14 protein-coding genes are annotated in these 13,401 nt (G+C 65.5%); 8 read left to right on the top strand and 6 right to left on the bottom strand.

The features are described from left to right. Positions 1-28 precede the first annotated feature (28 nt). Together NG697_RS16640 and NG697_RS16635 are read right to left on the bottom strand one after the other, a co-directional pair. Positions 29-817, bottom strand: coding sequence for a polyphosphate polymerase domain-containing protein (locus tag NG697_RS16640; protein ID WP_252609728.1), 789 nt, complete (start codon positions 815-817; stop codon positions 29-31). After that, entirely contained in the window at positions 814-1,539 is a 726-nt protein-coding gene (locus NG697_RS16635; RefSeq protein ID WP_252600267.1) for a DUF4956 domain-containing protein, read from the bottom strand. Before NG697_RS16635 ends, NG697_RS16640 begins: the two co-directional genes overlap by 4 nt. A gap of 349 nt (positions 1,540-1,888) precedes the next feature. Here NG697_RS16635 and NG697_RS16630 point away from each other — a divergent pair, with 349 nt between their 5' ends. Continuing rightward, the gene (locus NG697_RS16630) at positions 1,889-2,470 is read left to right on the top strand and encodes a lytic transglycosylase domain-containing protein (protein ID WP_308216184.1); all 582 of its coding nucleotides are present in this window, start codon (positions 1,889-1,891) and stop codon (positions 2,468-2,470) included. A 39-nt stretch (positions 2,471-2,509) separates the two neighbouring features. On the opposite strand, the gene NG697_RS16625 is transcribed toward NG697_RS16630, so the two are convergent. From NG697_RS16625 to NG697_RS16610, 4 genes are all read right to left on the bottom strand, one after another. Next, positions 2,510-3,610, bottom strand: coding sequence for a bifunctional glycosyltransferase family 2/GtrA family protein (locus NG697_RS16625; RefSeq protein ID WP_252600269.1), 1,101 nt, complete (start codon positions 3,608-3,610; stop codon positions 2,510-2,512). An 8-nt stretch (positions 3,611-3,618) separates the two neighbouring features. Then, the gene (locus NG697_RS16620; RefSeq protein ID WP_252614692.1) at positions 3,619-4,599 is read right to left on the bottom strand and encodes a phosphodiester glycosidase family protein; all 981 of its coding nucleotides are present in this window, start codon (positions 4,597-4,599) and stop codon (positions 3,619-3,621) included. Continuing rightward, positions 4,596-5,093 carry a response regulator transcription factor gene (locus NG697_RS16615; protein ID WP_252600271.1) on the bottom strand — a complete coding sequence of 166 codons (498 nt, stop codon included), beginning with the start codon at positions 5,091-5,093 and terminating at the stop codon, positions 4,596-4,598. The genes NG697_RS16620 and NG697_RS16615 overlap by 4 nt, the downstream gene beginning before the upstream one ends. A 133-nt stretch (positions 5,094-5,226) precedes the next feature. Beyond that, positions 5,227-5,970 (bottom strand): ANTAR domain-containing protein, encoded by a 744-nt coding sequence (locus tag NG697_RS16610; RefSeq protein ID WP_252600349.1) that lies wholly within the window; start codon positions 5,968-5,970, stop codon positions 5,227-5,229. Between the two features lie 540 nt (positions 5,971-6,510). On the opposite strand from NG697_RS16610, the gene NG697_RS16605 reads away from it, so the two are divergent. The 7 genes from NG697_RS16605 (at position 6,511) to NG697_RS16575 (ending at position 13,359) form a co-directional block, all read left to right on the top strand. Beyond that, positions 6,511-6,969 (top strand): hypothetical protein, encoded by a 459-nt coding sequence (locus NG697_RS16605; RefSeq protein ID WP_252609732.1) that lies wholly within the window; start codon positions 6,511-6,513, stop codon positions 6,967-6,969. Between the two features lie 93 nt (positions 6,970-7,062). Next, a complete protein-coding gene (locus NG697_RS16600; RefSeq protein ID WP_252600273.1) occupies positions 7,063-7,905 on the top strand; it encodes a hypothetical protein in 843 nt (280 codons plus the stop codon). A 1-nt stretch (position 7,906) separates the two neighbouring features. After that, positions 7,907-8,419 (top strand): hypothetical protein, encoded by a 513-nt coding sequence (locus NG697_RS16595; protein WP_252600274.1) that lies wholly within the window; start codon positions 7,907-7,909, stop codon positions 8,417-8,419. Next, entirely contained in the window at positions 8,416-9,723 is a 1,308-nt protein-coding gene (locus NG697_RS16590) for an Ig-like domain-containing protein (protein WP_252609734.1), read from the top strand. The genes NG697_RS16595 and NG697_RS16590 overlap by 4 nt, the downstream gene beginning before the upstream one ends. 144 nt (positions 9,724-9,867) lie before the next feature. Next, entirely contained in the window at positions 9,868-10,458 is a 591-nt protein-coding gene (locus NG697_RS16585) for an adenylate kinase (protein ID WP_252600276.1), read from the top strand. Continuing rightward, positions 10,455-11,327 carry an NAD-dependent epimerase/dehydratase family protein gene (locus NG697_RS16580; protein ID WP_252614691.1) on the top strand — a complete coding sequence of 291 codons (873 nt, stop codon included), beginning with the start codon at positions 10,455-10,457 and terminating at the stop codon, positions 11,325-11,327. Before NG697_RS16585 ends, NG697_RS16580 begins: the two co-directional genes overlap by 4 nt. 190 nt (positions 11,328-11,517) lie before the next feature. Beyond that, entirely contained in the window at positions 11,518-13,359 is a 1,842-nt protein-coding gene (locus NG697_RS16575; RefSeq protein ID WP_252614690.1) for a S8 family serine peptidase, read from the top strand. Positions 13,360-13,401: the final 42 nt, after the last annotated feature.

Below are 13,401 nucleotides of genomic sequence, written 5' to 3'. Positions count from 1 at the left end.
GTTCCTTCGAAAAAATGGGGGAGGCGGGTCAGGCGGCGGGGCGGAGGCTCATGGTGCGGCGGAGCGTTCGGTTCCAGCGGTTGGCCGGGAGGTCCGGGCAGAGCGCCGCCATCCCGGTGGCGAACTTGGAGATCCTGGAGGGCCGGACCCCGTGGGCCCAGAGATGCCGGTCCAGCGGGCTGGGCGCCGAGCCGGACTTGGTCTCCAGGATCACGGCGCCGTCCAGCACCCAGGCCTGCTCGCCGGGGCGCTGCCAGGTGACGTCCGTATCGATGGTGGCCCGGCTGCCGGATTCCGGCAGGTAGAGCGTGGTGCGGTGGTAGCGGGTTTCGAGGACCGGTCCGAGGGGTCCGGCGGGCGCTCCGCCCACCGCGGCGGCGAGGGTTTCGTGGACGTAGTCCAGGCCTTCCGCCGTCAGCCGGGCGCGGTCCGTGAGCTCGTAGGGGATGCGTTCCTTGACGGTGGCTTCGCGGGCGCCTTCGGTTTTGACCTCCAGGAAGCTGATGGCGCTGTCCACATACGTCCTGGTGCGGACCTTGTACCGGCGCCGCCGGCCGTGGGCGGCAAGGAGGTAGCTGTCCAGCTGCGCGGTATCGAAGTACACGGAGTCATAGGCGAAGCAGCGGGAGCCGTCCATCTCCAGGACCCGGACCTCGGCGTCGAACGTGGCCAGGAGCTGCTGCGCCAGCGCCTCGGGGACCACGTACTTGCGGTCCACCCGGGTCTGCAGCGCGGCTTCGGCGTTCAGTTCGTCCAGCCCCACGGCCGGCAGTCCGCTGAGGCTGCTGACGACGCCGGCGCCTGCGGGGGCGCTCATGCCGCACCTGCCGAGGCGTGGACGGGGTCGGCAGCATGGACGGGAGCGTGGACGGGAGTGGACGACGTCGGCGCTGTTTCCTCTGTCGGGAGCATCACCGGAGGTGCCGGTACTGCGTGCCGGGGTGCCGCCGTCGTGATGGCTGAGATGGTGGCGTGAATTGCCGGCTGGACGATGCGGGGGTTGTAGGCGTAGCGGACGTCCACGATGGTCTTGTCGTTGACCAGGTCAAGTTCCTGGACAGTGGCGGAGTGGACCTTGCCCTGCAGGACTTCCTCGAGCCGTGCGTACAGTTCGCCGTCCTCCGCCAGTGCCCGGTCCAGGATGACTGTCTGGTGCCGGTGGGCGGGCAGGACTCGGGGGTGGTCGCCGACGAACATCACCAGCAGGATCAGGCCCATCAGCGAGGCGGTGAGCCAGATGGGCTCGATGCCGAGGCCCGCGATCAGGCCGAGCGCCAGGGCCGAGAAGTAGTAGGCCACTTCGTGCTGGGCCAGCTCGGTGGAGCGGAGCCGGATGATGGACAGGACGCCGAAGAGGCCAAGTCCCAGGCCAAGCCCGGCCGCGGAGCCGGACAGTGCAGTGGCCACGGCCAGGACGCCCACGTTCATGCCCAGGTACGAGACCACCAGGTCGCGGCGGCGGTGGCGGCGGAGGTAGAGGACGAACGTGAGGATGCTGATGGCCGCGAGATCTGCGGCGATGAAAATGAGGGAAGTCATCGGGATTCTCCGGAATCTGTTGGTGGGCTGTTCTCTACGATCCCGGGCGATACTGTGCGGGTGCTGTGACGGAACCTAGGTCCGAATATGAGTGCCGGCTGGGCGCTCCACTGCTGTTTTCCAAGCGTCATGCAGCCGCCGTTCCTCCTGGCGGATTTCGATCGATAGGATCAAACCCGTGCTCCAACTCAAACGCCTTGCGGTTTTCTGTGTGTTCGCGATTTGCGTAATCACCGCGGTGTCGTTCTGGGCGCTCGGGCAGTCCGGCGCGCCCGCCCGCGGGGCTCTTCCTCCTCCGCCACGGTCGGAGGCGAAATTCGACACGTCCTCCACCGGCCTTACAACTGCCGTGAATATCACTCGGAACGCGGACGCTGAGTGGCTCATCCTGGCTGCCGCACAAACCGGCATACCCGCCCGCGCGCTTCGGGCCTACGTGGGTGCGGCCAGCGCGGCCAATCATTCCGCTCCGACGTGTGGGATCGGCTGGAATACGGTGGCGGCGATCGGCTTCATCGAATCCGCCCACGGAGCTTACGGCGGCGGAAGACTGACTCCCGCGGGGCAGGCGAGTGGACCAATTGTCGGCCCGAGCCTGGACGGCAACGGATTTGCAGCCATCGCTGATACAGACGACGGCGTCCTAGATGGCGACGCTCGCTGGGACCGCGCCGTTGGACCCATGCAGTTCATCCCCTCCACCTGGGAGCTTGCGGGACTTGACGGGAACGGCGATGGAAATGCGGATCCCTTCAACATCGACGACGCCGCCCTCAGCGCGGCCGGTTACTTATGCGCCCATGGCCGCGACCTCACCGCCGCGAACGGCTGGACTAAGGCCATCTACTCCTACAACCAGTCCGATTCCTACGTGGACCAGGTGCGCCACCAGGCCACTTCCTATGCCGAGAAGACGGGCACCACCGGCTAAGGCAACGCGGCTGCTGCCCTCTCGCGCGCAGTACCTCGACTACCGGCGCAACGTCCCGGGGTGGTGGCCGCGGCTCAGGTCCAGAGCCTGATCCTCAGCCTCCCGTGCGGTGCCCCTGGCCGTGCGCCGGGAAAAGAGAAAGCGCTGCTGCACCACGTAACTGACGGCCAGGAGTGCGATTTCAGCCAGGATCTTCGCCGGAAGTGCCGCCACGGAGAGCGAGTCCTGGGCAGAGATGAGGCCGTAGTTGGCGGCCAGGAGAACAAGAACCAGGCTGAAATAGCGCAGGCCGGCAGCGGCCGCGGGCCTGTCCCGGCCGTGCTGGAACACCACCCCGCGGTTGACCAGGAAGTTCACCGTCGAGCTCACGGCCCGGGCCCCCACCACGGCCAGCAGTAGGGAGTCGGTCACCAGAGTCAGGAGCAGGAACATCACGGTGTCCACGAGAAACGCGGTGAAGGAGGACGCCAGGAACTTCAGCAGCGGCGCATAGATGCGGACCGAGTCCGCCACCGGCCGGAAATGGGACCCCGAATTATGGTCCAGATAGACCGTGGCGATGTCCACGGTGGTGATCACATAGCCGGACTGTTTGGCTTCCAGCAGGAGGTTCAGTTCGTATTCATAGCGCTCACCACGGACGGACCGCAGCCACGGGAGCATGGCAGCCGGGTAGCCGCGGAGGCCTGTCTGGGTGTCGGGAATGCACTCGCCGGTGGCCAGCCTGAACAGCAGCCGGGTGGCGCTGTTGCCGAATTTGCTGCGGGCCGGGACGTTGCCGGTGAAGTTCAGGGTCCCCAGCACCATGGCGGGAGAGCCGGGCTGCACCGCTGCCGCAACCCGAAAAATGTCCACGATGGTGTGCTGGCCGTCGCTGTCAGCACACACCACGTTCCGGTCCGGGAGGTGGTCGGCGATGAACCCGAACCCGGTCTTCAGCGCGAAGCCCTTTCCCCGGTTGCGGGAATACCCGATGACGTGGCACCCGAGTGCCTTGACGCCGTCGAACACGGCCTTGTACTCCGGCCCGCTGCCGTCATCAACCACCACCACGGTGGCCCACGGCTCGGCGTCGCGGATGGAACGGATCAGGGCCGGTAGCTGCTGGTCCGGCTCGTAGGCCGGGATCAGGATGATCATGGCGGGCCCTACCGCGCGATGTAGAGGATGTCGGAGGTGCCGCGTTCCTTGTTTTCGCCCAGCGGGTTGTTGACCAGTTCGCCGTTGAAGTACATGGTGGACGAGCCGCCGCCGTCGAGGTTGTACGCGGTGGTGGCGCCAAGGCCCTGCATGATTTCCGCCAGCCCGGTCATGGTGACGCCGGAGCTGTAACCGGGGCTGCGGCCGTCCACCACCACAAACACCAGGTGGTTCTCGTCGGTGATGCCGACGGCGGTGCGTGGCTGTTCGCCCTGGATGGAGTGGTTGCCGAAGTTGGTGTCCACCTCCACGTCCTCGACGCCCCCGGCCACTTCGCCGTTGTCCAGCAGGGACGGTCCGAAGGAGAGGGTGTTCCAGACGCCGTCGGCCAGCAGCTGCTCGGCGGTGGTGGCCGTTTCGTCGTAGACCCTGACGGTGCCGTCGCGGTAGAAGGCCAGGCCCTGGCGGGCGCCGTCGTCGCGGAACACCACGCCGTTGCGGATCACGATGCCGGTGTCGCGGAAGCCGTAGTAGTCGCCGTTGATGGCGAAGACCGCGTTGTTGGCCTCGGCGATGGTGGACGTGGTTTCGGTGATGTTCTCGCCGAAGCTGTTGTTGGCGAAGGCTGACTGGAGGGTGGTGGCATCGTCAAGCACGACGTTGGCAACGTAGTAGGTGACGGTGCTGTCGCCGCTGCCGGTGGTCACCGTGGAGATGCTGATGTTCGAGCTGTCCGACGCGTAGGACGTGTCCGTGGTGACGGCGGTGGCGCTGGAATCAGTGGTGGTGGCCGCCGTCGTGCTTTGGCTGGTTCCCGCTTGGCTGGCCTGGTACGCGGAGACGTCCGAGATTTCCACGTGCTGGACCACAAAACGGTCCAGCGCCCAGGTCGTGGCACCGCCTGCCGAAAGCGTCAGGGCCACGGCCCCGGCGACGACGGCGCGCCGGACGCGGCTGCCCTTGCGTGGTTTGTTCTTGAGAGGAGTCATGCCTCATTTGTAGGCAGCCAAGCTAACGCTTCGATTTGCCGGTGCTGGGCTGGGAGTAGCGGAGGCGGGCGGCTTACGGCTGCCGTTGTGGCGTCGGCTTCTGGCGTCGGCTTCTGGCGGGCGGGGGCATCCGCCGGGCAGAGCTGCAGTGCGAGCTCCTGCAGTTCCTTGGGGTGGAACGGCTTGGTCAGGTAGGCGGCAGCGCCGGAGGCCATTCCGGCCAGGATGTCGTCCTCCTCGGACCTGGCCGTGAGGAACAGCAGGGGAGCGGTGCTTAACGCACGGATTGCCCGGGCTACGACGTGCCCGTCCATGTCCGGCAGGCCTAAGTCCAGGGTGATCAGAGAAACCGAGGGTTCCGCGGCCGCGGCAATTCCTTCGGCGCCGTTGGCCACCGAACGCACGGAAAAGCCTGCGCGGGTCAGGACCACCGTGATGAGACCGCGGATGTCGTCGTTGTCCTCGATGACAAGACAGATGCGTTTTGTTTCCATGAAAGCCCCTCAGCCAGCTTTGCCACCAGTGTACGGGGCCGGTGGGGTGGAAACGTCACAATGACATATTCCGCAAACCGCCCGCCGGTCGTCTTAGCCGTCACATCGCTGGCCGCCGGCGGTGGGGCCGGGTTCAGCCGTCGTAGTGGGTCCGGGCCGGCCCCTGGCCCAGCGCACTCACCACGGCCGCGGCGACGATATGCAGCTTGGAATTACGGGTGCTGGACGCCGCTTTGAGGAGCTCGAACGCGTCCTGCTGGCTGCACCGGTTCTGGGCCATGATAATGCCCACCGCCATGTCGATCACCGTGCGTGATTCGAGGGTGGCACGCAGATGCGCCGCAGTCTCGCTGTAATGCGCGAAACGCACCGCAAGCCGCAGGGCCAGGGAGGTCTGGCGGACGAAATCCTCCGCAGCTTTCAGGACGCGGCGTTCGAAGCGGGAGGTCCGGTGGGAGTAGAGGAGCAGGGTGGCTTTGGTTTCCCCCTCCAGCCGAAACGGGATGGCCAGGACTGACCGGATGCCTTGGTCCAGGACGGCTTCGCAGTATTCGGGCCAGCGCGCTTCGTCTTTCACGTCAGGAACATGGACCGTCACCTGTTCCAGCGAGGCAGCCATGCCCGGGCTTTGCTCGGACTGACATTCAATCTGGCTGACAGCGCGGGCAGCGGCGCCGCTGCTGGCAATGGTGGCCGCCTTGCGCTGACGCAGGAGAGTGATGCCGCACAGCACTTCGTCGCCGGGTTCGGAAAGGGTGCGGGCCGACACCCGGGCAAGCTCATCCAGGAACTCCTCCACGTCGGAGCTGTTGAGGAGTTCTTCGTGGAGGTGGTCGGTGATTGATGTAGCTGTTTTTGCTGTTGACTCGCTGGCCACGGTTCTTAGTGCCATTCGCTCAGGTCAAACGAACCGGTAACCCTCCGCATAACCCTGCCGTAGTGGCAAAAGGGTGGCGACGGTCGCTGGATCGACGAACTGTCCAACGGCCTGCTGCTAAACCGATATCCAGAAGTATATACAGGCCAGAGCTTGGGAAGCTCCACAAGGCGGCCAGGCCGGGGAGGACTCAAGTACTACTTGCTTACCGTGCTGGTGGCACCGCCGGAGGATCCGGCAGTGAGGCCTCTGGGCTTGAAACTACATGGAATGCGGCGGGTTCCCGAGCGCCCGCACGAAGAGTCCTTGCGCATCGGACACCTCACGCCTCGTCGACCAAAACTGAGTACCCTGCCCCTCATCCAAGAGATCGTGGCCGAGGAGGTCTGCAAAAGTCCAGTACTGCTACGCGTTGTTGGGACCAATGAGGCCGGGAAGTATGGGCGTCATCGATCAGCCGGAAGCAAGGTCCCTTAGTGGTTCCCGATGGCTGTGCGTCTCAGCATCTGTCTTTACCCCCAGCCCAAAGGAGTCTCTCTCATGCGCAAAATGACCAAGAAGAACAAGATCCTGGCAGCAGCCGGTGCCCTGGCACTGGTAGCCGGCGGCGGCGGGGCCGCCTACGCCTACTGGACCACCACCGGCGACGGCTCAGGATACGCTGCCAACTCGGCAGGCGGCGGCACGGTGACCCTGCACGCTGCGTTCGACCGCGGACTGACGCCCGGAGACTTCCGCACGGTGACGTACACGGCGGACAACGCCGACCCGAACACCAGCACCAGGGTGGGGGAGTTGACCGCTACCGTGACCACGGACAAAGAAGGCTGCCTTGCCGTCTGGTTCCCCGTCACCGCCGTAACTGACGACGCGCTCGTGGCAGCCCACTCGTCGGGGACCACAGTGGGCACCGGACGGCTGGACTTCACTGATCTTCCCGATACCGACCAGGAGGCCTGCAAGGGCGCCATCGTCACCATCACCGTTGGCAGCCTCTAACAATAGTCTTCGCCGGCGGGGAGGAGCAGAACCTCTCCGCCGGCGAATTCCACCTCCTCCCACTCAATTAAGAACAGGCCAGAAGGGCTGAACGTGCAGAATGATTCTGGGTACTTCCGCACAGTCATGCGAAGAACCACCACCGTAGCGAAGGTGCTGCTGGTGGGTCTTGTAGTGATGCTCGTTTCTGCGGGCACTATCTTCGCGGCCAGCCAGGGCGGGAGCCAGGGCAACAACACAAAGGGCGTCACCATCCAGGTGAATCCCTCCAGCCGGACGGTTGACCGGGGCGACCCGGTCAACTATTCGGTGTCCCTGACCTCCACCAACGGATTCAGCGGCAGCGTCACCCCCACTGTTTCGGGCCTGCCGGCCAGTACGACGGCGGCCTTCGCACCGGCGTCGGTGACGCTCGCGTCGGGCAAAACGGCTACCGTGACGCTGACGGTGGCGACGTCGGCCACCACTCCGGACGGCAAAGCGGACCTGACCATCGCCACCGCGGCCGGCGCCAGCCAAGCCGCCGGCGTCGTGGTCCAGCTGTACGTCCAGTCGTCCAAAAAAACCTTCAGTATTTCCGGAAACCTCGGTGAGCCGCTCACGCCGGGCGCCAAGATTGCGCTGAATCTTTCCTTCTCCAACCCCAACAACAAGAGCCTGGCACTGTCCAGCCTGTCGGTGACCATTGCCGGGATCACCCGGACCCGGGCTGCCGTTGCGGCGGGGCTCCCCTGTACAACGGCGGACTACGCGGTGACCAACTACAGCGGGGCCTATCCGCTCACGGTTCCTGTGGGGTCCAAATCGCTCCAGGAGCTCAACCAGGATTCGGCACAGTGGCCCCAAATCGCCATGCTGGACACGGCGCTGAACCAGGACGGCTGCAAGGGCGCAACCCTCCAGCTCTCCTACTCCGGAGCAGGAGAGGGGAACTGACATGACACGCACAACGAAAACCACCTCCCGACGGCTGGCTGCCAAGACTGCAGCAGCAACCGTCACCCTCTGCCTCGCCACGGGCGTGGGCGGAGCGTACGCCTACTGGGCCACGGTGGGTGCCGGATCCGGCGCCGCCACCAACGGCACCATGGCAACCGTCACCGTAGAGGCCCTCGTGGCGGGCGACAGCCCGCAGAACACCCTTGCCCCGGGCGGCACCGCCGATGTTGCCGTCCGGGCGCACAACCCCAACGGTTATGCCGTGCGGGTCTACGCCATCCGCGGCGATGGGGCCGCGACGGCGGTCGGCGACCCCACCGGCTGCCCCGCCACTGGCACCGGAGTGACGTTCGTTGATCCTGCGGCCCCGCTGGCCCCCACAGTGAGTATTCCGGCGAACTCGTCCGTGCTCATCACCCTGCAGGGCGCCGCCGCCATGTCCACGGCGTCGTTGTCAGGCTGCCAGGGCGCCACGTTCAGTCTGCCCGTCACTTTGGAGGCACGGAAATGAGCCGACTCATCCCTCCCAGGCGGCCGGTGGTTGAGCCTGTCGAAACCAGGCCACGACTGCTCCGCCCGAATCGCCAGGCCCGCATTGCCGGCGTTACGGCTGTAGCCCTCGTCATTTCCTGGGGCGCCCCGGCGGCCAACGCCTATTGGCAGACGCTGAGCAGCACCTCTGTCGGAGCTAAGGCTGACTCTCTCCAGGAATTGGCTGCGCCCACAGCATCCGCCTCGGCGGGTGCCGCGTCCGTTGGTTGGTTGACTCGCTCGACGACGGCGGGCCGGGCTGTCTCCGGTTACACCGTTGCGCGCTACTCGGCGGCGACCGGCGCCAAGGTTGCCGCCGGCGGAACCTGCGCGGGAACAGTTACCACGCCCATCACCACGCTGAGCTGCAGCGAAGCTGCCTTGCCTGCCGGAACCTGGTATTACACGGTTACACCTGTGCTCGGCTCATGGGCGGGGCCGGAGTCTGCCCGCAGTGTGGGAGTCTTCGTTGCTGATACGACGAAGCCGGACGCACCCTTGATCAGCGCTCCGGCAATAGTAAATAATGCCAACGTGACTGAGGTTCCGGTCAGCGTTACGGCTGAGCCGGGTTCATCGGTAACGGTCACTATTACTGATGCTCTGCCTGTTGCTACACGGCAGACGGTCTCGTACGTGCTGACGGCGGATGGCTCCAGTCAGACGACGAGCGTCAATCTCTCGACGCTGACGGACGGAATCGTTACTTACACGGCAGTTGCCACTGATGCCGCAGGCAACGTCAGTGACCCAAGAACGGCAACGTCTACCAAGGACTTGATTCCGACAGCGAAGGTCAGTCTGAGCAACGGCCCGGATGCGAACAAGAACAAGGTTGGCATCGCCGATCCAGGAGACAAACTAGTCCTCACCTACTCTGAGACGATGAACGCGTCGTCGATCTGTAGTGCATGGCAAAACAATTCGGCGAGCTACACGATCAACGGCAACGATGTAGTCAGCATTCAAATCAGCGCTGCGAAGGTTCTTACAGTGACTGCGGCCGGATGTTCACCTCTGCGCATTGGGAGCGTGTCCTTGGACGGCGTGTACACCGCCACTGCACCTCTTGTTTTCGGCGGTAGCGGCAGCAATGTTTCATCGATTGCATGGAACGGAACAGAGAAAACGCTGACTCTGACGTTGGGGAAGCTGACAAGCGGAAGTCAGGCGACGCTCGCGGCCGCAGAGGGCCAGCCAATGGTGGCACCACCAACCGGCGTTACCGACCTGACCGGAAACCAAGCTGTAGGCGCTGTGCCGCTGGCCAAATCCCGCTTCTAGACCCCCCAATCCAGCGCCAGCCTCCGGCTCCCTTCCCGGAGGCTGGTGTTGTGCTGCGACTTGTGGGCAGAATGAAGCACAAGTTGGCGCTGCCGACAGTGGACCCGAGACCAGCCGGCAAGGATGCCGTGGAGGGACAGGAACATGACCAGACTGCTCATCATCGGGCCGCCGGGCTCAGGGAAAGGAACCCAAGCGGTGCATATCGCCAAGCACTTCAGCATTCCGAACGTATCCACGGGCGAAATCTTCCGGATCAACGTCAGCCACGAGACGCCGCTGGGCGTAGAGGCCGCCAAGTATCTCGACGACGGCGCTTTTGTCCCGGACCATCTCACCAACGCCCTGGTCAAGGACCGGCTCCTCGACGCCGATCTGCAGCCCGGTTTCCTGCTGGACGGATACCCCAGGACAGCTCCCCAGATCATGGAACTGGACAACATACTGGCGTCCCAGGGCCACCGCCTCGACGCCGTGGTGGAACTCCGCGCACCGGATTCCGAACTGGAGCAACGGATGCTGCGGCGGGCCAAGGAACAAGGCCGGAAGGACGACACCATCGAAGTGTTCCGGCACCGGCTTGACCTCTACCACCGCGAAACCCACGAGGTCGTGGCGGTCTACGCCGGCCGGGGCATGGTTGTTTCGGTGGATGGCAGCGGGGACCCAAGTGCCATCACTACAAGTGCCATTGCCGCCGTCGAAAAGTTCCTGGCCGCCCGGGTGTCCCCATGAGAATTGCAGTGACCGGCGGCAGCGGAAAACTGGGACGGCATGTGGTCCGCAGGCTGACCGACGACGGCCACCAGGTGCTGAACCTGGACCGGGCGGGGGAGCGGCACCGCGGGTTGGCAATCGTGGACCTGCGCAACTATGGCCAGGTCCTTGACGTGTTCCTGGGTCTCGACGACCGGCATGACGGCTTCGACGCAATCGTCCATCTGGGAGCCATTCCGGCGCCTGGCATCATCCCGGATGCCGCCACCTTCGAGAACAACATGCTCTCGACCTACAACGTCTTCCAGGCGGCGCGCCGGGCCGGCATCAAGAAGGTGGTTTACGCCTCCAGTGAGACGGTGCTGGGACTGCCGTTCGACGTCGACCCTCCCTACATCCCGGTGGATGAGGAATACCCGGCCCGGCCGGAGAGCACGTACTCACTCGTGAAGCACCTCGAGGAGCAGATGGCGATCCAGCTGACGCGCTGGGATCCGGAGCTGAGCATTGCGGGCCTGCGGTTCTCCAACGTCATGGATCCTGAGGACTACGAACGGTTCCCGTCGTTCGATTCGGACGCCTGTGCGCGGAAGTGGAACCTCTGGGGCTACATCGACGGGCGCGACGGCGCGCAGGCTGTGGCGCGTGCGCTGGAAAACGGCCAGCCCGGGTTCCAGGCATTCATCATCGCGAACGCGGACACTGTCATGACGCGTTCCAGCGCCAGCCTCGCCGCGGAGGTGTTCCCCAACGTCACCGTCACCAAGGAACTGGGCGAACACGAGACCATGCTGTCGATCGACAAGGCCCGGCGCCTGTTGGGCTACGAGCCTGAACACACGTGGCGGACCTACCACTCCAACAGGACCACGCCCACGGAAGACTGAATCGCGGAAGACTGAACCCGAAAACAGGCCGCTTTGGAGGGTGGTCCCTCAAGAATTCCGCAGGCACCGAAGGGTTGGCGCAGGATCGGCTCAATTCGCCGCATCGGTGCGTGGCGGGCTCCTAATCTGGTGATAGGCGGGGATTTGTTGCCGCCAGCATCAGTCCAGACCGCCACGCTAGGACCCCACCATGCGCACCTTCCGTTTTGTGCTGCCCGCTGCCGCCATGCTGATTTCTGCCGTGGCACTGACCGCCTCGGGCCTGCCCGCCGGGGCCGTTGAGCCGGCCCTTGCCCCCGCCGGCACCGACGCAAACGTCCGCTACCTGGTCCGCTACGCCGCCGAAACCGACGTCCCGGCCGAGGCGGCGCGCCTGAAAACGCAGGGCATCGGCGTCGGGCGTTCCTTTACGCACGCCCTGCGAGGCGCTGTGGTTACGGCGACGCCGGCGCAAGCCGCGGCATTGTCCCGCTCGGCAGGCGTCGCCTCGGTGGAGGTGGACGCCCCCATCACACTCTCCGCAACGCAGCAGCCCGCGCCATGGGGGTTGGACCGCGTGGACCAGCGGCCCCTGCCCCTCTCGGGTTCCTACACGTGGACCGCCGCCGGCGCCGGAGTCAGCGCTTACGTGGTGGATACCGGCGTGCTCGCCTCGCACACAGAGTTTGCCGGCCGCGTGGCAGCAGGCTGGACAGCAGTGGCCGATGGCCGCGGAGCCGGCGACTGCAACGGCCACGGCACCCATGTGGCCGGAACGGTGGCCGGAACCACCTACGGCGTGGCAAAGGCGGCGACGATCGTCCCCGTCAGGGTCCTGGACTGCTCCGGCTCCGGTTTCAACTCCGACGTTGTGGCCGGCCTGGACTGGATCGCCGGCAACCACGCCGCCGGAACGCTCGCCGTGGTGAACATGAGCCTGGGCGGGGCGGCCAGCGCGGCTGTGGATTCCGCGCTCCAGGGTGTCATCAACGACGGCGTCACGGCAGTGGTTGCCGCCGGCAACTCCGCCGCGGACGCCTGCGGGAGCTCGCCGGCGCGGCTCCCCGCAGCGGTCACCGTGGCGGCCAGCGATTCCGCCGACCGCCAGGCTTCCTTCTCCAACTTCGGTTCCTGCGTGGATCTGTATGCACCTGGCGTCGGCATTGTCTCCGCGTCGTACACCTCAACAACCGCAACCGCGTCCATGTCCGGCACATCCATGGCAGCGCCCCACACGGCAGGCGCCGCGGCGGTGCTGCTGTCCCAGAACCCGGCACTCACACCGGCCCAGATTGCTTCGGCGCTGACCTCGAACGCCACCGCCGGAGTCATCACGGGCACCGGGACCGGCACGCCGAACCGCCTGCTGTACGCGGCGGCAACCGCACCGGCACCGGAACCCGTGGCGCCCGCCCCCACTGTTACGGCCAAATCACCCGCAGCACAGTCGACGGCGGTACCCGTGGCCAGCAACGTGACGGCCACGTTCAGCAAGGCCGTCCAGGGTGTTGGTGCCGGAACATTTGTGCTCCGGAACGCCGCCGGCACCGCCATCCCGGCAACGGTCAGCTACGACGCGACAACGAAAACGGCCACCCTCGATCCCTCCGCCAACCTGGCCGCGGACGTCACCTTCACGGCGACGCTGGTGGGCGGCGCCACCGCCATCCGCGACACCGCGGGCACGCCCTTGGCCAGCACGAGCTGGACGTTCACCACCGGCCCGGCGCCCACGGTCACAGGGTTCACGCCGGGCAGCAACTCCCTCCTGGTCCGGCGGAACAACAACCTGTCGGTGACCTTCAGTGAGCCGGTCCAGGGTGTCAGCACCGCCACGTTCACGGTGAAGAACGCGGCCACCGGGGCTCTGGTCCCGGCTGCCGTCTTCCGCAACGGCACCACCAATCAGTGGATCCTGGACCCGCAGAACACTCTGGCAGCGAAGACGAAATACATGGTGACCGTAAGCGGCGGCGGGACGTCCATCCGGGACCTAGTGTTCCGTGTTAATGGTTTGTTTGCGTTTCATCTTGCCCAGGAGATAGTCCGCTGATTTGGTCCAGGTGAATGGTTTGGCGTCCTGGTTGTAGTTCTC

The organism is Pseudarthrobacter raffinosi (assembly GCF_023913835.1).
GTDB classification, from domain to species: Bacteria; Actinomycetota; Actinomycetes; order Actinomycetales; family Micrococcaceae; genus Arthrobacter; species Arthrobacter raffinosi.
Note: the sequence above shows the minus strand (reverse complement) of the source record. Positions and strands in the feature narration are given on the sequence as shown.

Coding starts and splice junctions, on each gene's coding strand:
- NG697_RS16640 (WP_252609728.1), bottom strand. CDS start 817: ATGAGCGCCCCCGCAGGCGCCGGCGTCGTCAGCAGCCTCAGCGGACTG.
- NG697_RS16635 (WP_252600267.1), bottom strand. CDS start 1,539: ATGACTTCCCTCATTTTCATCGCCGCAGATCTCGCGGCCATCAGCATC.
- NG697_RS16625 (WP_252600269.1), bottom strand. CDS start 3,610: ATGATCATCCTGATCCCGGCCTACGAGCCGGACCAGCAGCTACCGGCC.
- NG697_RS16620 (WP_252614692.1), bottom strand. CDS start 4,599: ATGACTCCTCTCAAGAACAAACCACGCAAGGGCAGCCGCGTCCGGCGC.
- NG697_RS16615 (WP_252600271.1), bottom strand. CDS start 5,093: ATGGAAACAAAACGCATCTGTCTTGTCATCGAGGACAACGACGACATC.
- NG697_RS16605 (WP_252609732.1), top strand. CDS start 6,511: ATGCGCAAAATGACCAAGAAGAACAAGATCCTGGCAGCAGCCGGTGCC.
- NG697_RS16595 (WP_252600274.1), top strand. CDS start 7,907: ATGACACGCACAACGAAAACCACCTCCCGACGGCTGGCTGCCAAGACT.
- NG697_RS16590 (WP_252609734.1), top strand. CDS start 8,416: ATGAGCCGACTCATCCCTCCCAGGCGGCCGGTGGTTGAGCCTGTCGAA.
- NG697_RS16585 (WP_252600276.1), top strand. CDS start 9,868: ATGACCAGACTGCTCATCATCGGGCCGCCGGGCTCAGGGAAAGGAACC.
- NG697_RS16580 (WP_252614691.1), top strand. CDS start 10,455: ATGAGAATTGCAGTGACCGGCGGCAGCGGAAAACTGGGACGGCATGTG.
- NG697_RS16575 (WP_252614690.1), top strand. CDS start 11,518: ATGCGCACCTTCCGTTTTGTGCTGCCCGCTGCCGCCATGCTGATTTCT.